A 26,552-nucleotide genomic window follows, 5' to 3' on the forward strand; every position below is an offset into this window, starting at 1 on the left:
TATTTTTCATATTTTTTTAATATTATGGTACGAATATAACTTCAAAAGTTTAAAAATGCAAAATTTACCCAATCAGCAACTTGATTTCCCTATTAAATCCCACTTATTTCCAAAAATATCTTCAAAGACAATTACTTTACCATAAGGTTCATCTATAGGGCCACGAACAATTTTTAAGTTGTTTTCAATAATTCTTTGATAATAAAAATCAAATTTTTCCGTGTGCAAAAACAAAAACACACGCCCACCCGACTGATTACCAATGGCTGCCTCTTGCTGCTCCCCCACAGCCTTGGCAAGTAAAAGGGCACATCCACCATCTTCATTGGGTTTCACTACTACCCAACGTTTGGTTTCAGATTGGGGAGTGTCTTCAATCATTTGAAATCCTAAGGCATTGCAATAAAAGTTAATTGCAAGATCATAATCAGGAACAAGAAGGGCAATTTGGGTTAATCCAAGAGACATGAAAATATCAGTTTTTTGATAAAAATAATAAGGGGAATTTAATTTTTTGGGATTTGATTTAAATAAATTTATTCCTAGATAATGTCCGACCCCTCTGGGGTCGTGGGACATGGGGTGACAAATTCATTTGCTATAAATGCGCAATCCCGCTGGGATTGAATAAAAAATAAAAATGCAGTTGAACAAATAAAATACCATTATAGAAAACATGATCAAAACGCAAAAATCTTTAACCTCTAACCAAACCACATAATCCATAATTCATAACTCATAACAGCCCATCCCAGAGGGATGGCACGTCTATAACCAATAAATAAACCACATTACCCCATCCCAGAGAAATGACATGTCTATAACCAATAAATAAACCACATTACCCCATCCCAGAGGGATGGCACGTCTATAGCAGCAAAATAGCAACCCCAACCAGCGACCCCGCTGGGGTCGCGAAACGGAATCAACAAATCCAAATGGCTATAGATATGCAATCCCGCTGGGATTGAATAAAAAATAAAAATGCAGTTGAACAAATAAAATACCATTATAGAAAACATGATCAAAACGCAAAAATCTTTAACCTCTAACCAAACCACATAATCCATAACTCATATCATAACAGCCCATCCCAGAGGGATGGCACGTCTATAGCACCAAAATCGCAACCACACAACAAGCGACCCCAGCGGGGTCGCAAAACCTAACCCTAACATGGCAAATACATACACACAAATTTACATCCAAATTGTTTTTGCTGTCAGAAATAGACAAGCCTTGATTCACCCTGAATGGGAATCAGAATTATTCAAATTCATCACAGGAACTGTACAAAAGCATGGACAAAAAATGATTACCATCAATGGCGTTTCCGACCACATCCATATTTTTATTGGCATTAAACCAACTTGTTGCATTTCAGATCTAGTTCGAGAAATCAAAAAATCCTCCAACAAATACATTAATGATCAAAATTTTACAATATTCAATTTCGAATGGCAAGGTGGATTGGGGGCATTTTCTTATAGCCATTCACATATTTCCAATGTTTCAAAATATATTGAAAATCAAAAAATTCACCACAAAAAACAAACCTTCAAAGACGAATATTTAACGCTTTTGAAGGTTTTTAAAATTGAATATAAAGATGAATATCTCTTTGAATGGTTAGATTAAAACCCTACCACTGCGAATATGCCGTAGGCTCCAAGAATCTTCGAACGGTTCGAGAATGACTATTTGCAAAGCGTGGATCTGAAACAATTCGCTTCCAATCAGGATCTGCAGAGAATTTGGCCCAATTTTCATCACGCTCTTTCATAGAATCAAAACTGATAAAATAACTCAAACAAGGTGTGTTTTCTCCAGCTAATACTTCTGAAAACATCACATTATGCAAACCTACTTTATCAAAAATCTTTAATTCTTCTTCATTAAACATTTGAATTTTACGTCTCAAGGCATCTTCATTGTATGCCTCATAGGTACGCCATTCAAAAATACGAGAAGCGGAGGTTGTCGGCAATTGGAATGATTTGAAGCCCTCAAAGGCCTTGCCAAAATAAGTTGAAACACGTTCATAAAGAGGCTTATCATTACCAACTGTTTCAAAATAAGGTTTTGCAATAGTGTTATATTCTGTGTCTGCAGCTAATTTCTCTTTGTAAGCGCTGTAGGCATTCAAGTCTTTAAATGGAATAACCACTACCAACACAACTGGTTCTGGCTTCCCTAAATCTTTAAATACTCCAACCTTAGAAACTCCTTGTTTATTTAATGCAGGGATTAAGGCCTTAGAAATATAATTTTCAAGAACTGCCACACGCCCACCAAATTTCATGTGATAGGTTCGCATTTCATAATACTCCTGACTAAAAGCTTGAAATGAAAATAGGGATAGTGTGATGGCTAAAACGGAAATGAATTTTTTCATAAGAATAGATTTGTTTAGATAAAGGTAAAAAAAAAGAGCGACTTTCGTCGCTCTTTTTTACTATATCAAGTAAGTATTACTCTAAAATTTCAGTTACCTGACCAGCACCTACTGTACGACCTCCTTCACGAATCGCGAAACGAAGACCTTTATCCATAGCTACTGCGTTCAATAATGTAACTTCGATAGTTAAGTTATCACCTGGCATACACATTTCTACACCTGCTGGCAACATGATTTCTCCTGTTACGTCAGTTGTACGGAAGTAGAACTGTGGACGGTACTTGTTAAAGAATGGAGTGTGACGACCACCTTCCTCTTTAGACAAGATATAAACCTCAGCCTTGAACTTAGTGTGAGGCTTAACAGAACCTGGCTTACAGATAACCATACCACGACGGATATCAGTTTTCTCAATACCACGTAATAATAAACCTACGTTGTCACCAGCTTCACCACGATCTAAGATCTTACGGAACATCTCAACACCAGTTACAACTGATTTTAAGTTTTCAGCTCCCATACCTAAGATATCAACTGCTTCACCTGAGTTAATAACACCTGTTTCGATACGACCTGTTGCAACAGTACCACGACCTGTGATCGAGAATACGTCTTCAACTGGCATCAAGAATGGCTTATCAACATCACGCTTAGGAAGTGGAATCCAGCTATCTACTGCATCCATTAAAGCTTCGATAGTAGCTACCCACTTAGCATCTCCATTTAATCCACCTAAAGCAGATCCTTGGATTACTGGAATGTTATCACCATCGAATTCATAGAATGACAATAATTCACGAATTTCCATTTCTACTAATTCTAATAATTCTGGATCGTCAACCATGTCAACTTTGTTCATGAAAACAACCAATTGAGGTACACCAACCTGGCGAGCCAAAAGGATGTGCTCACGAGTTTGAGGCATTGGACCATCTGTAGCAGCAACTACTAAGATAGCACCGTCCATCTGTGCAGCACCAGTAACCATGTTCTTAACGTAGTCAGCGTGACCTGGACAGTCAACGTGAGCGTAGTGACGGTTTGCTGTTGCATACTCAACGTGTGCAGTGTTGATAGTGATACCACGCTCTTTTTCTTCTGGAGCAGAGTCAATTGAAGAGAAATCTTTTTTCTCAGCAAGACCTTTCTCAGAAAGAACTTTAGTGATAGCAGCTGTCAATGTTGTTTTACCGTGGTCAACGTGGCCAATAGTACCAATGTTAACGTGGGGTTTACTTCGGTCAAAATTCTCTTTTGCCATGATTATTTAGTTCTTAATTAATTATAAAAAGTTTCAAATGTTTTACTAAATCAATTAGCAAAGTTTGGAGCCTTTGAGCAGGATTGAACTGCCGACCTCTTCCTTACCAAGGAAGTGCTCTACCACTGAGCTACAAAGGCCTTTACCTTTCTAGGCCTCTAGTAACAAAATGTTACTAAATGAAAAAGCACTTGACGCATTTCCGCCAAGTTTCTTTTTCAGAGCGGGAGACGGGGCTCGAACCCGCCACCTATAGCTTGGAAGGCTATCGCTCTACCAAATGAGCTACTCCCGCTAATGGTGCAAAAACCTTTCAGTTTTTACGATTTTTTTGTGGGGACAGATGGATTCGAACCACCGAAGGCGTACGCCAGCAGATTTACAGTCTGCCCCATTTGGCCACTCTGGTATATCCCCTCTTTACTTTACTTTCAGTTAATCGTTTCACTGAAAGAGTTTGCAAAAGTAGATGTTTTTTTTATTTCTGCCAAAAGGTTTGCAAAAAATTATCAAGAAATTTTTAATAATCGAACCCCAAAGCTAAATACATTCAAATTTGCCCCTTTATTATCCTGGAAAATAGGTGTTACATCATAATTGAAAAACAAATCTGGGAAATTCCGAATGTAAACTTCCATACGCGCACCATACCTAAAATCATTCAATAAAAAGGATCCATTCACATGATTTTTATCGCCAGAATTCTCCTCCTTCGTTTTTACCCAAGAATCTAATCGATAACCAACATATCCACCCAATGCAATCATTTGAATGGTCGATTTTTTATCAAATGAAATATGTGGCATAATAGGTAGGGTCAAATAACTCGCAGCCAATTTGTTCTTTGAAAACTTTATTTCTGTACCTTGTTTATCCAAAACTGGCGCAAAATTGATTGCAGAACCATTATTCTGGATAATTCGATGATGATCAAACATGAGATTTACCCACTCAACCCCCAAACCAAATCCCAATCGGAAAGCACTCTTTTTTCCTTTCGACAAGTTCAAAAATCGACTCCACTCCATACTCACATATCGAGAACCCAAGGGACTTAAGTTCTTGTCTGTTTCCAACAAGGGTGGAGGATAAATAGCTGTGGCCAATGCCATTCCACCGCCCATTGTTCCTGACCAGTTGTTCAATCCAAAATTCAAAGAAAACCCTCTTCTGTCCATCAGTTGGACTCCGTCTTCCTTCTTCTTATTAAAATCCTTACCCCAAATTATTTCAGTCTTCTCATTTCCATCTTTAACTGAAATCCCACTCAAATTAACAATTACTTCCTCTGCTCCATCTTTTACATGAATTCCGTCTTTAAGCGAGACTGAAACTTCCTCGGGACCATCCTTAATATGAATACCTTCTTTTAAGCTTAAATCTTTCGCAGCTCCAGATATTACATTTTTTGCCTCCCATTTTGGCTGAAACAATCCCATTACAACTTTTTTACCATTAACAGAAAACTCCAATCGTTGGTTTTGATTTTCACTTTTTGTAATGGCTGATTTTACTTCAGACCACAAACTGTCAGTTAAAGAAATTCCATTTTTCTCAAAAATCCCAGCAACCTCTTCTTTCAAATTTTTGCCTTTCGATTTCGCCCCAATCAATTCTTGATTCCTCGCATCAATTTTTACGACAATGGAATCTTGTGGTGTTGTCCATCCTAAAAAACTAATTCCAATAAAAGTAAATAGCATCAATAATTTTAAATTTCTCATAATGATATGTATCGTTTAATATTTTCTTCTTTTTCAACAATTTTGTTTAATACTTGATGAATTTCATCATTCATCTTTCCTTCTTCCTTTTTATTTTTTGCCTGAACCGCCTGCACCAATTTCCCCTCTTTAACCTTTTCAATAAAATCTAAAGCACGTTTTAAAAATTTCTTTTTCGGAGTTTTTTCAATTTCTACAACTAATATTTGATCTTCTTGAGCCAGCGAGGTTGCAGGTACGAGGTTTGAGGTGGAAGATTGAGATTCGGAGTTAGCTGCCATCTGGGCAAGGTTTTCTGAACTAGCTGGAGAATTTATGAGGTTTGAAGATTGAGGTAAAAAATCAACTCTTTGGGAAACTTTAATTTCCTCATTTTCTTCTAAAATATTCTTTGAGAATTCCTTCAACTTTACATCTTTAAAATGATTTTGATTTTTTGAAAAATAAGCAGTTTTCACTTCTTTCTCTTTTTCTAAAATTTGGGTTTCTTGTATTTGAACCTTAGGTGGATTTATGGTTTTACTAACAACCTTATCTGTTTGATCAAAATCATTAGTAGACAATGTCCATCCCAAAATCAAAACCACGGCCACCGAGGCAGCAATAGACCATTTTTGCGAATAAATCCAAATTGCAATTCCTTTCTTCTTATTTTTTCCCTCTAATTTAGCTTCAATTTGGCTCCATAAATTCTCAGAAACCAACTCATGCTGGCCCTCCAATTTACTTTTCCAATTATTATCCAAGTGCTCCCAATTCTTCATTGAATTACTTTTATTTTTCATAGTTCAATATATTTTTTTGTAACAACACTCTCGCTCTCGACAATTGTGATTTAGAAGTTCCAACCGAAATCCCTAACATTTCAGCAATTTCCTGGTGGGAATACCCTTCAATCGCATATAAATTAAATACAGTTCTAAACCCGTCTGGCAAATTACTAATCATTCGAAAAATTTCTTCTGCTTCCAATTCGAATAAAACAGCTTCTGGATCTGAAACTTCAATTTTATCTTCTAATTCAACCCAAATCATTTTACGTTTCCGAATATGCATGAGCGATTCGTTTACCATAATTCTTCGAATCCAGCCTTCCAAACTACCGGCTTCCTTAAAATCTGAAATCTTGGCAAAAACTATCATAAACCCCTCCATTAGAACTTCCTCGGCCTCCATCATTTCTCCAACATATCGCTTGCAAACTGACAACATTTTACCAGCATACTTTTTAAACAATTCGTTTTGCGCCTTTGAGTCTCCTTTTTTACAGGCATTCAATAAATCAGACTCTTGGGAATAATTGAATTTCAAGGTTATTAAAAATTGATGAAACAGTAAATATAAGATGCAATTTGAGGAGAAAAGGTTGCATCCCATCAAAATATATTTCAATTTTACATAATTAAGCTCATAAGACATTTATGCCCAACAGTGCTCCTATTGGAATTTTTGATAGTGGAATCGGTGGATTAACCCTTGCCCACGCAATTACCAAATTACTTCCTAAAGAATCTATCATCTATTTTGGAGACACCGCGCATTTACCTTATGGTGACAAATCGGCTACTGCCATTCAATCCTATTCCTTAAAAATATGTAATCTATTATTGGAAAAGAATTGCAAGCTTATCCTCATCGCCTGCAACTCTGCCTCTGCTGCAGCTTATGATTTAGTGAAAACGTATGTAGGCTCTAAAGCCATTGTGGTGAACGTGATTGATCCTGTGATTGAATATTTATCAAAAAACTGGAAAAACCATACACTCGGACTAATCGGCACTAAACAAACCGTTAACTCTGGCTTATATGCTCAAAAAGCAGCAGACCTTCACCAAGGCGTAGAAATAAAATCTTTAGCGACCCCTCTTTTGGCGCCAATGATTGAAGAAGGATTTTTCAACAATAAAATATCAGCTTCCATAATTGAAGAATATTTACAGAATGAAAATCTTCAAAATATTGAGGGATTAATTTTAGGATGTACACACTACCCTTTAATCAAAAATCAAATTGAACAATTCTACCAAGGGAAAACCCAGGTAATCGATACTTCAGAAATTGTTGCAGAAAAAATTCGATCGATTTTAATACAGCAAAACTTAGAAACTCCATCTAAGGAACAAGGTGATAGACAGTTTTTTGTTTCAGACTATACCAAATCCTTTGAACAATCTACCAAACTTTTTTTTGGTGAGGAAATTAAATTGGAGCTGTATCCGATTTGGGACTGAAAAAATTATGAGTTATGAATTATGAGTTATGAATTTACATTTAATTTATAATCCATAATTTATAATTCATAATTAGCTTTACTTGACTTCCACCACATAAACGCCACAACAACCACTATCAAATACGGAGCTGCTAATAAATACAAGATTCCTGTATTTAATCCCGTAGCAATATTACTTCTTCCATTGGATACCGTACTTTCAACGGTTGTTCTACACATGGCACATTGTGCAAAAGTTTCAATACTCTTGAAACAAGTGAAAATAATTGTCCAAAAAACTAATTGAATAATTTTACGCATAGTATGGAGAGATTAATAGGTAAACTAAAACTCCAGAAATAGAAACATAAAGCCAAATTGGGAAAGCCCATTTAACAAATTTTTTGTGAGCGGGAATATCTCCAGCTAATGCATTATAAATTGCCAATAATACAAAACGAACCACCACCACGGATAATAAAATATGAGATAGCAATAGAAAATAATAAATCGGACGGATGATTCCTTCTCCACCAAAAGCTGTTGAAGGGTTTGAAATATGGTACAAAATATACAAAACCAAAAAAACTGCACCTTGCAAGAAAGAAATTCCCATCATTTTACGATGCAATTCAATGTTCTTTCTTTTAACAGCACCATAGCCAAGAACCAAAGTCAAGGCAGTTGTTGTGTTTAACAAACCAATGATATGAGGTATAACTTTAGTCCAACTTCCTAGTGGAATTCTTGTTTGAATACCAATTAATAAAGCCACTGCCACTGGAATAGCAATGGATAAAACCTGAATTAATTTGTCGTTTGCAGCTGTTTTTTTCATTATTTTATTGTTGATAAATGCTTTTTAGTACTTTAATTTCCATTAATAAACGATCTACATCCTTTGGATCTGTACCTACATAAAATCCTCTAATTACCCCTTCCTTATCTACCAACACCAATCTCTCTGAGTGGATAAACGTTTCATCTGGATTTTTGATGGCTTGGTCATATTCAGAAGCATCTGCTAAAGGAACATGAAACCCTTTTAAGATTAAAGGATAAATATATTTCTTTTCACCGGTTAAAAAATCCCATTGTCCCGACTTTGCCTCAAATCTATTAGCATAGTCAGCCAACTTATCAACTTGGTCAAATTTTGGATCAACCGACATCGAGATGAATTTTATTTCCTCATCACTTATAAAGGCATCGCGAACTCTAGCTAATTGAAAACTTATTTTTGGACAAATAGTACCACAGCGAGTAAAGAAAAAACTCGCAACAAATATTTTACCCTTTAAATTTTTTGAGTCAAACTTTTGTCCTTTTTGGTTTATTAAGGCGAATTCTGGAATTGTTTGAAAAACGGTATCTTTTTCAGGTTCATTCCATTTGCGATCAGGATTTTCACGCATTAAAATTTCACCGGAGGCAGAATCGATTGCGGGAATAAATCGAGGTAATTGATAGTGGTTTTTGCCATTTAATTTGAGCCCTAAATAAATAAAAGTAGGCACAATTAATACAAGAACTAATATGCCTACTTTCTTTATCATAGAACCAACAAAATGGCTTATTTACTAATATAAATGTCCGCCTTCGTAAATTAAAGCAGTTAAAAGCCAAACTATAAAAACGATTGGCAATAATACCATCCAGATTAAAGATTTTACTTCGTGTTTTAAGTGCATAAATTCACCTACGATATAAAACGCTTTAATAATAGTCATACCAGAGAAAATTGCTACACGCAAACCATTGTTTGGTAAGGTAAATGCAATGACGAATTCGATTGCCGTAAGGATTAACAAAATCCAAAACGTTTTCCAAATGGCACCTGTATTAGGAGCTGGAATTTCTTTTTCTGCGGTTTCGTGAGATACGTGCGAAGCCATATATTTTTAAATTTAAATATTAAACAAGGTAAAAGAAGGTAAAAACAAATACCCAAACAAGGTCTACAAAGTGCCAGTACAAACCAACTTTTTCAACCATTTCATAGTGACCTCTTCTTTCATACACACCTGTTGCGGCATTGAAGAAAATCAAAATGTTTAAGATAACTCCCGAAAATACGTGGGTTCCGTGGAATCCAGTAATGAAGAAGAATAAATCTGCAAATGCTGGAGGGCCGTAAGGATTACGAACCAAGTTAGCACCTTCAATTGGAACTGTTACTCCATCTACTACCTGCTTAGCTGCAACAGCTAAATCTTCTGGACCATGGATAAAGTGCGTCCATTCCCAAGCCTGAGAACCTAAGAAAGTAAAGCCCCCAATAATTGTCCACAACATCCATTTCTCAACATCCTTACGATCACCACGGTGTCCAGCCTCAACAGCCAATACCATTGTAACAGAAGATGCAATCAAAATGAAGGTCATGATTCCAACGAAAACTAATGGCAGTGACATTCCATGTAAAAAAGGAACTGCTTCAAATACTTTTTCAGGAATTGGCCAGTGAGTGGTTGAGAAATAAAATTTATCGACCGCACCTTCCCAAGCTGGTTGGCTGAAACGGATCATGCCGTAAGAAACCAATAATGCTGAGAATGTGAAGGTATCCGATAAAAGGAAAAACCACATCATTAATTTTCCATAGCTTGCCTTAAGAGGCTCAGAACCACCGGACCAAGTTAACTTTTCAGGAACAGCCGGTGCTGCGTGTGCAACTGACATTCGGTTAAATATTAATTGTTAAAAACTAAAAACAAAAATAAATATATCCACAAAGCATCCAAAAAATGCCAATAGGTGGAACAAATTTTAATTTGGGTTAATGCGTTTGCATTTATTTTTAGACGAAAAGCTGATACTAAAGCGACCAACAGAACAACTAAACCGGAAACAAGGTGTAAGCCATGTAAACCAGAAAATACATATACAAAAGAACCCGATGGATTACCGACAAAATATACGTTTCGTTCCACTAATTGGCCCCACGCATAAAATTGCATTACTAAAAAGAGTAATCCGAGCACAAAAGTAATAGAAATACTCGTTTTTAACACATTAAATTGGTCTTTTTTTGCAGCTAAATATGCAAAATGCATGGTAAGGCTGCTAAAAGCTAACACAATGGTGCTAATCCAAAATAAATTTGGCAATTCAAACTCTGTCCAATTACCTTCTGCCTTTCTAACTAGGTAGGCACTTGTGAAGGCTGCAAACAACATGACGATAGATACAATGAATAACCACATGGTAAAAACCTTAGGATTCATGGTTCTCGTTTGCTTTGCTTCTTGCATGTTAATTGTTTCCATTATAATTAAACTTTATCAAGTAAAAATGCGATTTGTACAACCGGTAAATACAAAAATGAGCCAAACATCATCCATTTTGCCGACTTATCAGTTGGACGCATCATGAGATAAAATGTTTGACATAAAAATAAGGTACTTGCAATTACTGCAATAATTGCTGAATTAATTCCTGTAATATGTAAAAGGTAAGGAACGAAACCCAAGGGAACCAAAAAAATGGTATAAATCATGATAGTGAAAGCTGTTCTAACATCCTTCTTACCATCATTGGGTAACATTTTAAATCCTGCCTTTTTATAATCATTATCAGCCACCCATGCAATCGCCCAAAAATGTGGAAATTGCCAAAAAAATTGAATGGCGAATAAAATACCGGGCTCCCAGCCAAATTGGTTTGTAGCTGCTAACCAGCCAATCATAGGAGGAAAGGCTCCTGGAAATGCACCAACAAATACGGAAATTGGACCAACGCGTTTTAATGGAGTATAAACATAACCATATAAAATATAGGAAAGAAAGCCTATTCCCATAGTTTTTAAATTGAAAGAGGCCAACATACCTAAGGCTAATACGGCAACTAACCAACCAAAAATCTTAGCTTGATTCGGACTTAAAGTTTCAGTAGGCAATGGTCGTTTTGCTGTCCTTTTCATCAATTTGTCAAAATCAATTTCTTTCAATTGATTGACAATATTAGCAGCACCAGTTAATAAAAAACCTGCCAACGAAATTCGGAAAATTGAAATCCAATCAGGATTAGAAGGATGGGCCAATATAAAACCAAATGTACCAGAAAACGCAACTGTCATTGACAATCGGGTTTTCAAAAGGGCAATATAAGGTTTCAAATTAAGCATTTGCTTTTGTTATAGTCCAAGCTTTCATGTGTGCCCCAAGCGTCAACAAAGAAAGCAATAAATGTATGGGTTGTGATCCAAAAGGCAGAGCAAAATATGCCATTGCGATTCCAGATATGATAGATATACCTAATAGAACAAAAATACTGCGTAAATAGTTCTTTAAAAAGAGCTGAGATTTGTCTAATTTATACCAAAGGACGGAATTTGTAACTAAAATAACCCAAGTAAAACTTCTGTGGATTATATATTTTAAACCAAGTAAATCAATCCACTGATCCTTGGCCGTTTCTCCTACTTGTTTAATCACAAGATCCATCTCTTCACGGACCTGTGTACCTAATAAAATTTGAATGGCAATTAAAACTAAGTTGATCAAAACTAAACTTCTTCCATAGGTAGTGATATTCTCTTTTTCTTGTGCATGGTATAATGCCTGTATAAGAAAAAATATAACAGCAATGGTTAGTGCCATGTGGGCGGTAACAACACCAGGATGTAAAAAAGAATCAACTACCAACTTACCTAAAATCCCATTACCAATTACAAAAAGTAATGCCAAAAGTGTAAATAAAAATGTTTTTTTACCTTCTTTTCGAGAAAGAAAAGTACAAATCAACATAATTAATCCCGTCAACGCACCTAACAGACGATTTACATATTCAATCCAAGTTTTGGTGGGATTAAACAATACTTCGCCGTGCAATTTTTCCTTATAAATCTCTTGGTAATTAAAGGGTAATTGAGATTCACTTGTTGGTGGAACAATTCTACCAAAACAAGTGGGCCAATCTGGGCATCCCATTCCGGAACCCGTGCTTCTTACCACCCCACCAGCTAACACCAAGAGGTAAACAAAGATTAATGTAAGAAGTCCAAATTTTCGGAAACTCATTTTCGGGGTATAAAAAAAGGTGCATCTGAATAATTTTATTCGATGCACCTTTTCAATTAGATTATATTAACGGTTGTAAACCTCATTTTGTGCTGACAATAAACCTTCAATATCTTTTTCGATTGCAATTTCTTCTGTTTCCTCAGGCAAGTTCGACTCAGGCGTTGCTGAATAGGGAACGTTTTGAGGAATAAAATCAGTTGCAGAACCAGGCTTAGAGTAATCATAAGGCCAACGATAAACTGCTGGAATTTCACCTGGCCAGTTACCGTGTCCAACCTCAACCGGAGTAGTCCACTCTAAAGTATTTGAATTCCAAGGGTTTTGACTTGCTTTTTTACCTTTAAAGATTGAGATAAAGAAGTTAAAGAAGAAAATCGCTTGAGAACTGAATGTTATAATTGCTGCAATTGAAATAAATGCATTCAAATCTGTAAATGCCGCTTCAGCGTTGTTTCCTAAAGCAGTAAATGAATAATATCTACGAGGGAAACCTGCAATACCGATATAGTGCATTGGGAAAAATACCGCATAAACACCTACAAATGATAACCAGAAGTGAATATATCCTAAAGTTTTGTTCATTTCACGACCAAACATTTTAGGGAACCAGTGGTAAACTCCAGCTAATAATCCAAAGAAAGAAGCAGCTCCCATTACTAAGTGGAAGTGAGCTACAACGAAATAGGTATCGTGTAAGTTAATATCTAAAGCTGAGTTACCTAAGATAATACCCGTAACACCACCAGAAATAAACAAGGAAACCAAACCAATAGAGAACAACATAGCTGGAGTGAAAATGATATTTCCTTTCCATAAAGTTGTAATATAGTTAAAGGCCTTTACCGCAGAAGGAACCGCAATAATCAACGTTAGGAACATAAATACAGATCCTAGGAAAGGATTCATACCTGTTACAAACATGTGGTGAGCCCATACAATAAATGCTAAAACGGTAATACCCATCATTGAACCAATCATCGCACGGTAACCAAAGATAGGCTTACGTGAATTAGTTGCAATAATTTCTGATGTCATACCTAATGCAGGCAATAATACGATATAAACCTCTGGGTGACCTAAGAACCAGAATAAGTGTTGATACAAGATTGGAGATCCACCCATATTTGGTAGAGCCTGACCTTGAATATAAATTTCTGACAAATAGAATGATGTTCCAAAACTTCTATCAAAAATCAATAATAAGGCAGCTGATAATAATACCGGGAAAGATAATAAACCTAATACCGCAGTAAAGAAGAATGCCCAAATTGTAAGTGGCATACGAGAGAAATACATTCCTCGTGTACGTAAGTTAATTACAGTACAGATATAATTGATACCTCCCATTAAAGAAGAAACAATAAAGAGCGCCATGGCAATCAACCACATGGTTAATCCTAATCCTGAACCTGGCATAGATTGAGGTAAAGCAGAAAGAGGTGGATAAACTACCCAACCACCTGAAGCAGGACCTGTCTCTAGGAATAAAGAACAGAACATAATGGCCGAAGACAAAAAGAAGAACCAATACGAAAGCATATTGATAAATCCAGATGCCATATCACGTGCACCAATTTGCAAAGGAATCAAGAAGTTTGAGAAGGTACCTGACAAACCTGCAGTTAATACAAAGAATACCATGATAGTTCCGTGCATTGTAACCAGAGCAAGGTAAAATTCTTTATCTAATTTTCCAGACTCATCAATCCAACCACCTAAAATAGGCTTTAACCATTCCAAGTTCATATCTGGGAAGCCCAACTGTAAACGGAAAAGAATTGATAAAGCACCTCCAAAGAAAGCCCAAAGGATACCAGTAATCAAATACTGCTTAGCAATTACCTTGTGGTCTTCAGAAAAGATATACTTTCTGATGAATCCTAATTCGTGGTGGTCATGATCATGGTCATGATCGTGTCCGTGTGAATGTATTTCTTCTACTGTTGAATGTGTAGTTGACATATTATTCTATTTTTCTAAATTCTCTAATTAGTTAACACTTACAGCTTCTGTAGCAGTACTATCTACTGCAACTGGCTCAGCTGGAATATATTTTGCAGCTTTTGCTTTCAAATTTGCTGGTACTTTATCCAAATAAGTTGGATTTAAAGTTAAGAAAGGCTTTTGCTCTTTTTTCCATTTTTCATAATCAGCAGGCTCATCAACAAAAACAGTAATTGCCATACCGAAGTGACCTCTACCACAAATTTCAGTACAATTCAATTTGAAGTTAAAGTCTGGATTATTCAATTTAGCACGCATTTCATCAGTTGACATGGTTGGAGTAAACCAAAACTTAGTTGGCATACCTGGCACTGCATCCATTTTAACACGCTGATAAGGTAAATACACAGAGTGCAATACATCTTGTGCCTTTATTTTCAATAATACTGGCTTCCCTTTTGGAAGGTGAATTTCAGTTGCTGTAAAATCGTCAAATGAATTTTTATCAGCTAAATCAATTCCAATGCTATTGGTATCGTCAATCAACTTATAATTTGAGTTGCCTAGAGCATTGTCATCATTACCAGCATAACGTACATACCAGCCAAATTGGTGACCTGTAATTTCAATTACTTCAGAAACTGAAGGTGCGGGAGAAGTAATTTCTCTCCATGTTCTCCAACCGGTAAAAACTAACACAGCCATTACAATCGCTGGAATGATTGTCCAAATAATTTCTAACTTATGATTAACAGGATAGAATGTTGCCTCATTTCCTCTCTTGTTGCGATATTTAAAAGCGAAGAAAAACAATAAAGTATTGGTAACAAATAAAGCCAAAGTAACAATCGCCATTGACATCCAGAACATATTGTCTGTCTTAATACCATGCTCAGAAGCAGCAACTGGTAAGAAATCAGGCTGAGAATCTAAAAATGACCAAACCCCACCAACTGTACCTAACAACCAGAAAATAATAAATCCGATTGCATTTGTATTGTTGCTTGAATCTAATGGTGTACCATCATTTTCGCCACCTTTAATTTTATTACTTAGGCCTGCACTTTTGCTAATAACAGCAAAGGCTAATCCTAAAAATACTATAGACAAAAGACCAATTAGGTAATTCATAATATTAAATTTTGAATCGTTTTAAAATTTATTCGATATTAAATATCGTGATGTAAAGCTTCTGGTAAGAACGGGTGATTTTTTGCAACCAAAGATGCCTTTGTAAGTTCCGCAGAAATCATGTAAATAAATGCAGAAGCAAAAACTGTAACCATTCCAAATTCTACTAAACCGTAACCTCCATGCTTACCTAAAACTCCTGGCATAATCATTTGATAGAAATCGATGTAATGACCAGCAATAATTAAAAATGCAGCAATCTTTAAGAAAATACGAGTTCTTTTCGCGTCACGAGTCATTAATACTAAGAAAGGTAATAAGAAGTTTAATAAAACCATCAAAACTTCAGAGGCCTTGTAAATTTTATCATGACCTTCCCAACGCTCTAAGAAATAAATAGATTCTTCAGGTAAATTAGCATAGTAAATCAATAAGAACTGCTCAAACCAAACATAAGACCAGAAAATTGAGAACGCAAACATAAATTTACCTAAATCATGTAAATGGTTTTCATTTACATAAGCCATTAAGCCTTTATCCTTTAAGTATAGAATTGCTAAAACGATAACTGCATAAGTAGTCACATGCCATGAAGCAAACATATACCAACCAAACATAGTTGAGAACCAGTGCGTATCGATTGACATAACCCAATCCCAAGCAAAAATTGAACTTGAAGCACCAAATACAACGATAAATGCCGTTCCAATTTTAACTTTTTGAGTGAATAAATCTGTTCCACCAATCAAATCTTCTTCTAAAGATTTTTTGCGAAGCATATTCCATAGGATAATCCAAATTGCACCAAAACCTAATAAACGAATTAAGAAGAAGTTTTTGTTTAGGTACCCAGATTTTCCAGCAATAATTTTATCATAATTAGCGTTTCCAACTTCTGTTACACCATGATGCATCCAATGGAAAATAACATCTCCTTTGAAGAAAAATACTAAAGCTAAAATTGGTATAGAAACGAACAAAAACTTAGGAAATGCCTCAGGTACGCGTTTCATCACTGAAGACCAACCAGATTTAGTTAAATATTGTAAGGATACGAAAAACATACCAACAACCGCAATTCCAGTAAAGAATACAGCGTTCAACCAAACGTTTGCCCAGATACGGTTTGTCCAATCATAATGCTCTTCAGCACCTGCTTGATGTGAAACTGCACCACCAGAAACATGTGCTTGTGCTGCTTCATGGCCTGCTCCGGCTGCTTCATGGCCAGCAGCTGCAATTTCATGACCACCTGACTCTCCTTTGGAAAGAAGATAGATACCTATGATTGTTGCAACCAAACCAACAATAAAAGCAATTATTACACGACGTTTACCTTCTGAAGTAAATTCAAAATGCTCTTCAACGTTTGCTGGGGAAAAATGTGAATGTCCCGCCATCTTATTCTATTTTTAAATTAAATTGTAATATTATTGTTTTTGTAATTCGTGTACATAAAGTACAATCTTCCATCTATTTTGTGGAGAAACTTGAGAACCATGTGGCCACATACGACCTTTACCATTTGTTATTACATGGTAAATATGTCCATCGTTCATTGTTTTCAAAGCATCAGAAGAATAAACCGGTACACCTTTATAGGCTTTTCCTGCTAAACCATCTCCTTTACCTGTTTCACCATGGCAATGCTGACAAAAACGCTCATATTGTACCTTTCCAGCCTCAATATTTTCAGGGGTAGCTTCTAAAGGGTTTTTTAAAGCAGCCTCTGAATAAGAAATACTGTCATGCGGAATACCACGAGAAATCAAATCTTGGTCTAACAAAGCTTTCTTTAAGCTATCAGGACCCGAGAATTTGTTTCTAGCAACAGTACCTTTTACAGGTAAACGCATGTTCATTCCATGAGGGTTAATAGTATTTGTATCTCCTTCTGTTTGAGACATTGGCTCATACGCAACAGAATGGTACATATTAGGCGCAAATTCAGTTCCCGTATCATTCGGATCCGAACCGCAAGAACTTAAAATTCCTGCTACTAAACCTGCTACTATAAGGATTTTGCTATTTTTAACTAACATCGTCTTATATTTCTCTAGAACGTTTGTTCTGGTTTTATTTAACATTAACTTCTATCGCACCTGAACTTTTCAGTGCTTTTGTAATTTCATCCTGACCCAATTTATTTTTATCTAAATTGATCGCCATTACAAATTTATCATCTGTAATACGTAAATCAAGAGGTTCTACATTATTCCCAGGGAACAAGTTATTTGAAATACAAAATGTAATTACCAAACCAAAGGCGGTAAATAATACAGTACCTTCAAATGTTACTGGTATCCAGTTTGGAAGGGCAAAGAAATCTTTACCACCAATGATCATTGGCCAATCAAAAACCATTGTATAGCTGATTAATGATAAAGCACATATCATACCCAAGGTACCAAACATAAAAGCAGCAATTGGTAAACGTGTACGCTCATGCCCAATAGCCGTATCCAATCCGTGAATTGGAAAAGGAGTATAAACTTCATCAATTTTGATGCCCTTTGATTTTACCTCGCTTACAGCGTGTAAAACTTCGTCCTCATCATCAAAAACTCCTAAAATATAATTAGTTGTAGAACTCATAATTATTTTATTTCTGAATGCTAAAAATCTTATTCTTCTGATTTACTTTTCTTTGCTACTTTTTTCGGAAAATTTGACGAAACCCCCTTCATAACCGACTTAACCTCTGCCATATTTACAACTGGCAAGAACTTAGCAAATAAAAAGAATAACGTAAAGAATAAGCCGAAAGAGAAGATGTAATCACCAATATCATACATAGTCGGAGAGAACATTGCCCAAGATGATGGTAAATAATCTCTATGCAAAGAAGTAACAATAATTACAAAACGCTCAAACCACATACCAACGTTTACAACGATAGATAAGAAGAAAGAAACCATTAGGTTGGTACGAATCGACTTAAACCAGAACAATTGTGGAGAAATTACGTTACAAGTCATCATCATCCAATATGCCCACCAATAAGGACCCGTAGCACGGTTGATAAATGCATAACTTTCGTATTCAACTCCAGAATACCAAGCAATAAAGAACTCTGTTAAATAGGCAATACCTACTACCGAACCCGTAACAGTTACAACGATATTCATCATTTCGATATGCTCAATAGTGATATAATCTTCTAATTTGAACACAACACGAGTGATTAATAACAATGTCTGTACCATGGCAAATCCTGAGAAAATCGCACCTGCCACGAAATATGGAGGGAAGATTGTTGTATGCCATCCTGGAATTACTGAAGTAGCAAAGTCCATAGATACAATCGTGTGTACAGAAAGTACTAAAGGAGTAGAGATACCTGCTAAAATCAATGACATGTACTCATAACGAGCCCAAGTTTTTGCAGAACCGGTCCAGCCCAAACTGAATAAACCATACCAGAATTTTCTTCCTTTAGTGGTTGCTCTATCACGAATAGTTGCCAAATCTGGCACTAAACCCATATACCAGAATAATAAAGAAACTGATAAATAAGTAGAGATTGCAAATACGTCCCAAACCAATGGTGAGTTAAAGTTAACCCATAATGAACCAAAAGCATTTGGAAGTGGTAAAGCCCAATGAGCTAACCAAGGACGACCCATGTGAGCTAAGATAAAGGATGCAGCACAAAGTACGGCAAAGATTGTCATTGCTTCAGCAGAACGGTTGATAGAAGTTCTCCATTTTTGACGGAACAACAACAATACTGCAGAGATCAATGTACCGGCGTGACCAATACCCACCCACCATACGAAGTTGGTGATATCCCAAGCCCAACCTACTGTTTTATTCAATCCCCAAACACCAATTCCTTGCCACCAAGTATAAAACAAACAATACGCTCCATAAGCGAAGATTACGCAAGAGATTGCAAAAGCAATTTTCCACTCTTTTGTTGGTTCTCCCTCAACCTGCTTACAAATATCGTGAGTAACATCTGAATAAGATTTGCCTCCGGTAACCAGGTGCTCTCTTATGGGTGATACAACGTGCGACATATATTTTTAAATTTTAAGTTCTAAATTTTTATTAATTACGCTTCACTGTGTTTTTTAGCTTCCTTGTTTCTCACCTTCATTAAGTAAGAAATATTTGGCTTAACATTGATTTCTTCAATTACTCCGTAAGCTCTTCCTTCTCTCTCTTCTGCCAATAAAACTGAAATTGCTGATTTCGGGTCATTCATATCACCAAATGTGATTGCATTAGTAGGGCAAGATTGAGCACAAGCGATTTCGATTTCTCCGTCAATTGGTCTTCTCTTCTCTTTCTTCGCTGCTAACTTACCTTCCTGAATACGTTGAACACACATTGAACATTTTTCCATAACCCCACGTGAACGAACTGTTACATCTGGGTTAATCACCATACGACCTAAGTCATTGTTGAAATTGAAATCGTATTCATCTGTTTGGAAATAACGGAACCAGTTGAAACGACGAACTTTGTATGGACAGTTATTTGCACAATAACGAGTACCAATACAACGGTTGTAAGTCATTTGGTTCAATCCTTCTGATGAGTGAGTAGTTGCTAAAACTGGACAAACTGTCTCACAAGGAGCATTGTTACAGTGCTGACATAACATAGGTTGGAATACAACCTCTGGATTATCAGAAGCAACTTCTAATCCTTTTAAATCTTCTACTTCTGCATCTGAAGAATAATAACGGTCGATACGCATCCAATGCATCTCACGACGATTAATTACCTCCTGACGACCAACTACGGCGATGTTGTTTTCCGCATTACATGAAACCACACAAGCAGAACATCCAGTACAAGTATTTAAGTCGATTACCATTCCCCATGCGTGGTTGTTGTAATCGTGTCCATTCCACAAGGAAAGATCTGTAGCTTTTTTCTTTCCTTCAGAAGTTAAAACTTCAGGAACAAAGCGACCAGACATTGGATTTTTAACAAACTCTCCTAAAACAGTTTCTTGAACTACTGCCTGACGAGCCATTACTGTGTTGTGCGTTTGAGTTTGAGCGATAGCCTTCTCCTCACCTGTGGATGTTACTGAAACACCTTTAGTACAAGCACCTACACAAGCACCGTTAACCTCTGTAATAAATGGATAAGCATTAACACCTACCCCATTTGCAGATTTACCAGCCTTCGCACGACCGTAACCGATAGAAATGGCTACCGTATCGTTGGCTTGGCCTGGTTGAACTAAAACTGGAAGACTAACTTCAGTTCCATTTGCTGAAACCTTAACTACATCTCCTTGTTTTAAATTTAATTTAGTTGCAGTTGGTTGCGAAATAGATGCATAATTGTCCCAACATGCTTTTGATACTGGCTCAGGGAATTCTTGCAACCATGGATTGTTTGCCTGGGAACCAGTTCCCAAACCAACTTTCTCATAAACTGCTAATTCTAAATCAGAACCATTTGAATATGCTTTTGAAATGGCAGCAGCAGCTTCTGCAGTATTAACTGCTGGGCTAGCTGAAGAAACAGTAGCATTCCCACCAAATACACCATCGTGTAATGCAGTTTTCCATGCTAAAGATCCCGACTTTAAGATTGTCGACTCCCAATTTCTCTCTAAATAAGTTGCGTAATCAGTCGTATTTCCAGCCCAAGTCAAGAAAGAATCTTGTGCCTGACGAGTTTTGAAAATAGTTGAAATAGTAGGTTGAACTAAAGAATAGAATCCAGTTTTGGGCTCAGCATCGTTCCAAGATTCTAAGTAATGAGAATCTGGAGCATTGTACTGACAAAGAGAACCTGTTTCATCTGCTCTATCATTTGTAGAAAGAGTTAATTCAACTTTTGCTAATGCAGCACCTAATTTAGCCCCCATTGGATGGTTGTAAACTGGATTTGCATTGTAGAAAATTACTGCAGAAACTTTACCTGCAGAAACTTCATTGATAAAATTTGACATTGCCATGTCATTACCTTGACGGTAATTTACAGCAACACCTGTATTAATTGTAGCACCATAAGCACCTACTAAAGCATTTGTTGCAGCAACAATCTTTTGAACTTGAGGATCATTCGAACCAGAAACAACGATTGAAGCACCTTTTGATTTAACCAAATCTTTAGCAGCAGCTTCTAAATGATCAATTTTTACAGAAGTACCAGCTACAGTAGCAGCACCTGTTAATTTTGCCACGGCATTGTAAAGAGCAACAGCCACTAAACCTTCTTGGGAAGGCTTGTAGGCAGAACGGTAATCTGCGTTTGCACCTGTATTTGATAAAATTGTTTCAAATTGGTAGTGACGAGACATTTCTTTCTTGCCATCTTTTCCAGAACCCACACGACGAGTTTCAGCCCATTGGCCAGCAAACTCAGTTGGAGCTACCCAAGTACCTAAGAAATCGGCACCTAAAGAAACAATTGTTTTTGCTTTTGAGAAATCAATTGATGGAATGATACCTCCATGAGCAACTGAAAGGCCGTATGCAGAGTTTGCATCATATACTACATGTTGTGTAGTTGGATATTTTGCGGTAAACTCAGCAATTACCTTCTTAGTTGTTGGAGATAATATTGTATTCGAAACAATACGAATTTGACCACCTTTTGCAGCAATTGCCGACAATTTAGCAACAAACTCCTTATCTAATTGGACCCAATCAGTAGCTTTGCCACCTGCTTGAGGTCCTTTTAATTTTTCATTATCGTATAAACTCAAAACTGAGGCTTGAGCTCTTGCAGACAATGCACCTTTAGAAACTGGAGAAAGTTTATTACCCTCAATTTTGATCGGGCGACCTTCTCTTGTTTTCACTAACACAGAAGCATATTCACCTCCGTCAGTAAATGTAGAAGCGTACCAGTTTGCGATAGTTGGCTCTACATCTTCAGGCTTGTTTAAATAAGGAATGGTATTTTTAACGGGAGCTTCGCAGGCAGCCAATGAAACAGCTGCAACCCCAAATCCTAACACCTTTAAGAAATCACGACGATGTGTACCCGTTCCATCAACTAATGAATCCCCTTTGGAATCATTTTCAGATGGCATGTTACCAAACTCGTTGTGGATATTCTTTACGAATGATGGATCATTGGTTAACTCCTCAATCCCTTTCCAATACCTCTTGTTCGAATTTTCCATATAATTTTTCTTATTCAGAATAATTTTGAATCGATTTTAATTTATTAATAGTGACACTTAGAACATTCTAAACCACCAATATTTTGCACTTTCAAAGGAGTCTTGCTATCCTTATTATGTAATTCTACTAATTTATCGTAGTAGGCGTTTCCTTTTGAATTAACATCAGTTTCACGGTGACAATCAATACACCATCCCATTGTCAAAGAAGAACGTTGCTCTACAACTTCCATTTTGTCGATATCTCCGTGACAGTTCTTACACTCTAAACCTCCCACATTTGTATGTTGAGAGTGATTGAAGTATGCTAAATCTGGCAAATTGTGTACACGAACCCATTGTATTGGCTCATCTTTTTCAATTGCACGGTAGATTTTTTGAATTTCTGGAGACTCTCTTTTGATTGCATTATGGCAGTTCATACAGATGTTTGCAGAAGGAACGTTTGCCCCTTTTCCAGAATAAACCCCCGTATGGCAATAATTACAATTGATTTGGTATTGTCCTGCGTGCAATTTGTGAGAAAACTTAATTGGTTGCTCTGGAGCATATCCTTGGTGGATACCTACACCGTAAGCTGCATCAATAGTTGCTTTACCTCCAAATAATAAGATTAAAACAATAACACCCGTTTTAATTGCTGAATTTGCAGCCATTGCTTTGATGTTATCTTGGATACGCTTTGCTAATGGAGTTTCGTCTTGCGCTTCACCTGATGCTAATTTAGATAAGGTATTAACAATTGACAATAAAGCAACCAAAACTAAAACCATAATAAGCAACAAACCAACTAACAAACCTTCCATCATTCCGCCAGAAGATTGTGCAGGAGCTGCTGCTGCGCCTTCTGCAGGTGCTGCCCCAGCCGCTGGTGCTGCAGGTGCTGCATTTGCTGCATCAATATATGCAACGATCCCTTTAATTTGATCATCTGAGAAATTAGGATAAGGAGTCATAGCGGCCTTATTGAATTTCGTATACAAATCATTTGCATACTTATCTCCGGAACCGATTACTGCCTGTGGATTATGTACCCACTTGATGATCCAGTCGATTGGACGGCGCTCAGAAATACCCTTTAAACCAGGTCCTACCAACACTTCATCGCTGGTATTGTGACAAGCCGCACAGTTGTTTTTAAACAATGTTTCTCCCTCTGCTGCATCTTGTGCAAACACCACATTACTCGAAAATAATAGTGCTAGAGAAAAAAGAAATGTAACAAGCGTTATTTTTCTGTTGAACATAATTATAGAAATCTCATTTTAATTCAGTCCGCAAAGCTACAAATCGAAAAGTTTGTATGCAATTTATTTTTAATCGTTTTTCAGGAATTTTTAAGAAGTTGCGGCTTATTTAAAACATTTCTAAATAAGTGTTTTATAAATTTGAACTTTTCTAAGAAAAATTGGACTGTAATAGAATAGATTGTAAGAAAACAAAAAAACCTTCCGTTTCGGGAAGGTTTTTATTAGGTGAGGCTTCGAGCGGATTCGAACCGCTGTACAAGGTTTTGCAGACCTCTGCCTAGCCACTCGGCCACAAAGCCCTTTAATTGGGATTGCAAAAATAAGCTTTTGTTTGGGATTTACCAAATTTGCCAGGTAAAGAATTTGAGAATATTAGAATCGAAGAATTGAAGAAAATTTTAACATTCACAGATTCTCCGATTCACAGACTCACCCTTTCACAAGTTCAAAAATGGTTATCTCCGGTGGCATACCTACTCTACCTGGGTAGCCCAAATATCCAAATCCCCGATTTACATATAATTGTTGATTATCTTCTTGATACAAACCTGCCCATTGTTTGTAAACATATTGTGCTGGCGACCAACGATAATCGCCTACTTTTACACCAAACTGCGTTCCGTGTGTATGTCCAGCAAAAGCAACATCTACATCCTTGTATTTTTTTCTTACTTCTCCGTCCCAATGGGTTGGGTCATGAGAAAGCAATAATTTAGTTGCAGCCTCCTCTGTTCCTTGATAGGCTTTTTCCATATTACCATACCAAGGGAAACGTTTGCCGATACCAATATTTTGAACTCCTAGAATGGCTAATTTGTCGCCCGACTCCTCTAATATATGATTAGTATCGTTCATCAAATTCCAGCCCATTAATTTATGGGCCATCATTAGGTCATTTAAATTTTGTTTTTTAGCCTGTGGTGAAGCCCAACGGAAATAATCCCCATAATCATGATTACCTAAGGTACTGAATACACCTAAAGGTGCCTTGATCTGTGAAAACATATTGAAATAATCTTCAAATTCTCTGGCTTCGTTGTTTACCAAATCGCCCGTGAAAAACACCAAATCAGTTTTAGCGTTTTTGATCATATCCACCCCACCCTGAACTGCCGTTTTATTGAAGAAACTACCGGAGTGTACATCTGAAATTTGGGCAATTCGTAATCCATGAAAAGATTTGGGCAAATTTGGAATAGCTAATTTTACTTTTTCCAATCTATAATCATGAGCACCAGAAATAATGCCATAGGTAAAGGCTACGGCCGGAACCGTACCTGCTGCCAAAGCAGCTTTCGCTAAAAATTCGCTTCTAGAGATTGGAGCAAGTCCTGCCTTTTCCTCAATAAACATTTGTTTTCCTCTGCCAACACCCCAACGGATTACCCGAGTGATGTCCTCAATCAGCAAAAAAATCATCATGAACAATTTCGACACAATGGATACCATCACCAAACCCATAAAAAATACACGGAGATTGTTGGTCCAAACGCTCAAGGGTAAAAAATTGTAGGCTAATATTCCTAAAATAATCAAAGCCGAGATAAACCAGAAAATCGATTTTACTGCTATTTGAATTCCTGAATTTGCATTTTGTACAGCTAATTTGACAGCTTGATATACATAAGTATCAATGCTTAGCAATAAAATAGAAAGTAAAGGAATAAAAATAAACTTGTTCATTGGCGAAATTGAAATCTTAGCAAATAAAACTAATTTTAAGAGAAATTTGTTCCATTTAATTATCAAAGGTTGAAAATCACTATTTACGGTACAGGTTGGCTAGGGAAACCGCTCGCTGAAAAATTAGTACAAAACAAATTTGAAGTAATTGCTCCAAATTGGCGTGCTAAAACCTATCAATCAATTGATTATTGGAAACCGATGATCGAATCTCCTATTCAAGTATGGAGTATTCCGCCAAGAGTTAAACAAAATGGGCCCGATTTTTATGAAAAGATTTTGACAGAATGGACAAGTTTTTTGCAACAAAATCAGGTTTTAAAAATCGTATTTTTTTCATCAACTTCAGTCTATGAATCTTCAGGAGATCTTATCACGGAAGAATCTGCAACAAATCCTGAATCCATAATAACTAAAGCAGAGCAAATTATAATCAATTCTGGCTTGCCTCATTTAATCATTCGTTTGGGGGGACTGATGGGTGGGGATCGATTCGTTGCAAAATATTATGCTGGCAAAACGGTAGAAAGAGCCAATGACCCGGTCAATTATTTGCACCAGGAAGACGCTGTTTCTTTCGTTTCTGAAGCAATCCAACAAAATTTATCTGGAATCTATAATCTAGTAGCGCCTGAGCATCCCTTGCGAAAAGCGGTTGTTGAGGCAAGTTGTCGAAAGCATAATTTACCTTTTCCCGTAGAATTTAAATCAAACGAAAATTCCTCAAAAATCATCTCTGCTGAAAAAATTTCTGAAAAATTGGGCTTGTCTTTTAAACACCCGAATCCGATTAATTATTAATTGTTAATGGTTAATGGTT

The 26,552-nt window shown here is 36.6% G+C and carries 26 protein-coding genes and 4 tRNA genes; 3 read left to right on the forward strand and 27 right to left on the reverse strand.

The window, feature by feature from the left end:
- Positions 1-72 precede the first annotated feature (72 nt).
- Positions 73-468: a VOC family protein gene (locus tag EOJ36_RS05610; protein WP_127803212.1), complete on the reverse strand. Its 396-nt coding sequence runs from the start codon at positions 466-468 to the stop codon at positions 73-75.
- A gap of 708 nt (positions 469-1,176) precedes the next feature.
- Between EOJ36_RS05610 and tnpA the strand changes: the two genes are divergently transcribed.
- Positions 1,177-1,638: an IS200/IS605 family transposase gene (tnpA, locus tag EOJ36_RS05615; protein WP_127803214.1), complete on the forward strand. Its 462-nt coding sequence runs from the start codon at positions 1,177-1,179 to the stop codon at positions 1,636-1,638.
- Positions 1,639-1,642: 4 nt separating this feature from the next.
- Here the strand turns inward: tnpA and EOJ36_RS05620 are convergent, their stop codons facing one another.
- The 8 genes from EOJ36_RS05620 to EOJ36_RS05655 form a co-directional block, all read right to left on the reverse strand.
- Positions 1,643-2,395 (reverse strand): NIPSNAP family protein, encoded by a 753-nt coding sequence (locus tag EOJ36_RS05620; protein WP_127803216.1) that lies wholly within the window; start codon positions 2,393-2,395, stop codon positions 1,643-1,645.
- A 76-nt stretch (positions 2,396-2,471) separates the two neighbouring features.
- Complete coding sequence (gene tuf, locus EOJ36_RS05625) at positions 2,472-3,659, reverse strand: elongation factor Tu (protein WP_127803218.1); 1,188 nt, start codon at positions 3,657-3,659, stop codon at positions 2,472-2,474.
- A 65-nt stretch (positions 3,660-3,724) separates the two neighbouring features.
- Positions 3,725-3,799 (reverse strand) — tRNA-Thr (locus EOJ36_RS05630).
- Positions 3,800-3,881: 82 nt separating this feature from the next.
- Positions 3,882-3,954: transfer RNA gene (locus tag EOJ36_RS05635), tRNA-Gly, on the reverse strand.
- 39 nt (positions 3,955-3,993) lie between these two features.
- Positions 3,994-4,076, reverse strand: a tRNA-Tyr gene (locus tag EOJ36_RS05640).
- A gap of 92 nt (positions 4,077-4,168) precedes the next feature.
- Complete coding sequence (locus EOJ36_RS05645; RefSeq protein WP_127803220.1) at positions 4,169-5,383, reverse strand: outer membrane beta-barrel protein; 1,215 nt, start codon at positions 5,381-5,383, stop codon at positions 4,169-4,171.
- Positions 5,380-6,168 (reverse strand): hypothetical protein, encoded by a 789-nt coding sequence (locus EOJ36_RS05650; protein ID WP_127803222.1) that lies wholly within the window; start codon positions 6,166-6,168, stop codon positions 5,380-5,382. The genes EOJ36_RS05645 and EOJ36_RS05650 overlap by 4 nt, the downstream gene beginning before the upstream one ends.
- Positions 6,158-6,694 (reverse strand): RNA polymerase sigma factor, encoded by a 537-nt coding sequence (locus tag EOJ36_RS05655; protein WP_317125899.1) that lies wholly within the window; start codon positions 6,692-6,694, stop codon positions 6,158-6,160. The genes EOJ36_RS05650 and EOJ36_RS05655 overlap by 11 nt, the downstream gene beginning before the upstream one ends.
- Positions 6,695-6,804: 110 nt before the next feature.
- On the opposite strand from EOJ36_RS05655, the gene murI reads away from it, so the two are divergent.
- Positions 6,805-7,614: a glutamate racemase gene (gene murI, locus EOJ36_RS05660; protein ID WP_127803224.1), complete on the forward strand. Its 810-nt coding sequence runs from the start codon at positions 6,805-6,807 to the stop codon at positions 7,612-7,614.
- A 59-nt stretch (positions 7,615-7,673) separates the two neighbouring features.
- Here the strand turns inward: murI and EOJ36_RS05665 are convergent, their stop codons facing one another.
- The 18 genes from EOJ36_RS05665 to EOJ36_RS05750 all read right to left on the reverse strand — a co-directional run bounded on the left by EOJ36_RS05665 (position 7,674) and on the right by EOJ36_RS05750 (position 25,732).
- Entirely contained in the window at positions 7,674-7,916 is a 243-nt protein-coding gene (locus EOJ36_RS05665; RefSeq protein WP_127803225.1) for a hypothetical protein, read from the reverse strand.
- The gene (locus tag EOJ36_RS05670) at positions 7,909-8,433 is read right to left on the reverse strand and encodes a DUF420 domain-containing protein (RefSeq protein WP_127803227.1); all 525 of its coding nucleotides are present in this window, start codon (positions 8,431-8,433) and stop codon (positions 7,909-7,911) included. The genes EOJ36_RS05665 and EOJ36_RS05670 overlap by 8 nt, the downstream gene beginning before the upstream one ends.
- A gap of 4 nt (positions 8,434-8,437) precedes the next feature.
- Positions 8,438-9,151: an SCO family protein gene (locus EOJ36_RS05675; protein ID WP_127803229.1), complete on the reverse strand. Its 714-nt coding sequence runs from the start codon at positions 9,149-9,151 to the stop codon at positions 8,438-8,440.
- Between the two features lie 24 nt (positions 9,152-9,175).
- Positions 9,176-9,490 (reverse strand): cytochrome C oxidase subunit IV family protein, encoded by a 315-nt coding sequence (locus EOJ36_RS05680; protein ID WP_127803231.1) that lies wholly within the window; start codon positions 9,488-9,490, stop codon positions 9,176-9,178.
- A gap of 19 nt (positions 9,491-9,509) precedes the next feature.
- Entirely contained in the window at positions 9,510-10,277 is a 768-nt protein-coding gene (locus EOJ36_RS05685; RefSeq protein WP_238944415.1) for a cytochrome c oxidase subunit 3, read from the reverse strand.
- Positions 10,278-10,288: 11 nt separating this feature from the next.
- Positions 10,289-10,864, reverse strand: a complete 576-nt coding sequence (locus tag EOJ36_RS05690; RefSeq protein WP_238944416.1) for a cytochrome c oxidase subunit 3 — start codon at positions 10,862-10,864, stop codon at positions 10,289-10,291.
- A 5-nt stretch (positions 10,865-10,869) separates the two neighbouring features.
- Complete coding sequence (gene cyoE, locus EOJ36_RS05695; RefSeq protein ID WP_127803233.1) at positions 10,870-11,721, reverse strand: heme o synthase; 852 nt, start codon at positions 11,719-11,721, stop codon at positions 10,870-10,872.
- Positions 11,714-12,616: a COX15/CtaA family protein gene (locus EOJ36_RS05700; RefSeq protein ID WP_127803235.1), complete on the reverse strand. Its 903-nt coding sequence runs from the start codon at positions 12,614-12,616 to the stop codon at positions 11,714-11,716. The genes cyoE and EOJ36_RS05700 overlap by 8 nt, the downstream gene beginning before the upstream one ends.
- Before the next feature lie 66 nt (positions 12,617-12,682).
- Positions 12,683-14,581, reverse strand: coding sequence for a cytochrome c oxidase subunit I (locus EOJ36_RS05705; protein ID WP_127803237.1), 1,899 nt, complete (start codon positions 14,579-14,581; stop codon positions 12,683-12,685).
- A 27-nt stretch (positions 14,582-14,608) separates the two neighbouring features.
- Entirely contained in the window at positions 14,609-15,694 is a 1,086-nt protein-coding gene (locus tag EOJ36_RS05710; protein ID WP_127803239.1) for a cytochrome c oxidase subunit II, read from the reverse strand.
- 38 nt (positions 15,695-15,732) lie between these two features.
- Entirely contained in the window at positions 15,733-17,094 is a 1,362-nt protein-coding gene (locus EOJ36_RS05715) for a quinol:cytochrome C oxidoreductase (RefSeq protein ID WP_127803241.1), read from the reverse strand.
- 30 nt (positions 17,095-17,124) lie between these two features.
- Positions 17,125-17,736 carry a c-type cytochrome gene (locus EOJ36_RS05720; protein ID WP_127803242.1) on the reverse strand — a complete coding sequence of 204 codons (612 nt, stop codon included), beginning with the start codon at positions 17,734-17,736 and terminating at the stop codon, positions 17,125-17,127.
- A gap of 34 nt (positions 17,737-17,770) precedes the next feature.
- On the reverse strand, positions 17,771-18,289 hold the full coding sequence (locus EOJ36_RS05725; RefSeq protein ID WP_127803244.1) for a DUF3341 domain-containing protein: 519 nt from the start codon (positions 18,287-18,289) through the stop codon (positions 17,771-17,773).
- 29 nt (positions 18,290-18,318) lie between these two features.
- Complete coding sequence (nrfD, locus tag EOJ36_RS05730) at positions 18,319-19,716, reverse strand: NrfD/PsrC family molybdoenzyme membrane anchor subunit (protein WP_127803246.1); 1,398 nt, start codon at positions 19,714-19,716, stop codon at positions 18,319-18,321.
- 35 nt (positions 19,717-19,751) lie between these two features.
- Positions 19,752-22,799, reverse strand: a complete 3,048-nt coding sequence (locus tag EOJ36_RS05735) for a TAT-variant-translocated molybdopterin oxidoreductase (RefSeq protein WP_127803248.1) — start codon at positions 22,797-22,799, stop codon at positions 19,752-19,754.
- A 44-nt stretch (positions 22,800-22,843) separates the two neighbouring features.
- Positions 22,844-24,046 carry a cytochrome c3 family protein gene (locus EOJ36_RS05740; protein ID WP_127803250.1) on the reverse strand — a complete coding sequence of 401 codons (1,203 nt, stop codon included), beginning with the start codon at positions 24,044-24,046 and terminating at the stop codon, positions 22,844-22,846.
- A gap of 231 nt (positions 24,047-24,277) precedes the next feature.
- A tRNA-Cys gene (locus EOJ36_RS05745) sits at positions 24,278-24,348 on the reverse strand.
- Positions 24,349-24,478: 130 nt separating this feature from the next.
- Positions 24,479-25,732: a metallophosphoesterase gene (locus tag EOJ36_RS05750; RefSeq protein ID WP_127803251.1), complete on the reverse strand. Its 1,254-nt coding sequence runs from the start codon at positions 25,730-25,732 to the stop codon at positions 24,479-24,481.
- Positions 25,733-25,801: 69 nt separating this feature from the next.
- On the opposite strand from EOJ36_RS05750, the gene EOJ36_RS05755 reads away from it, so the two are divergent.
- Entirely contained in the window at positions 25,802-26,533 is a 732-nt protein-coding gene (locus EOJ36_RS05755) for a Rossmann-fold NAD(P)-binding domain-containing protein (protein WP_127803253.1), read from the forward strand.
- Positions 26,534-26,552 lie beyond the last annotated feature (19 nt).

The sequence above is a fragment of the Sandaracinomonas limnophila genome, assembly GCF_004005965.1.
In the GTDB taxonomy this organism is placed as follows: Bacteria; Bacteroidota; Bacteroidia; order Cytophagales; family Spirosomataceae; genus Sandaracinomonas; species Sandaracinomonas limnophila.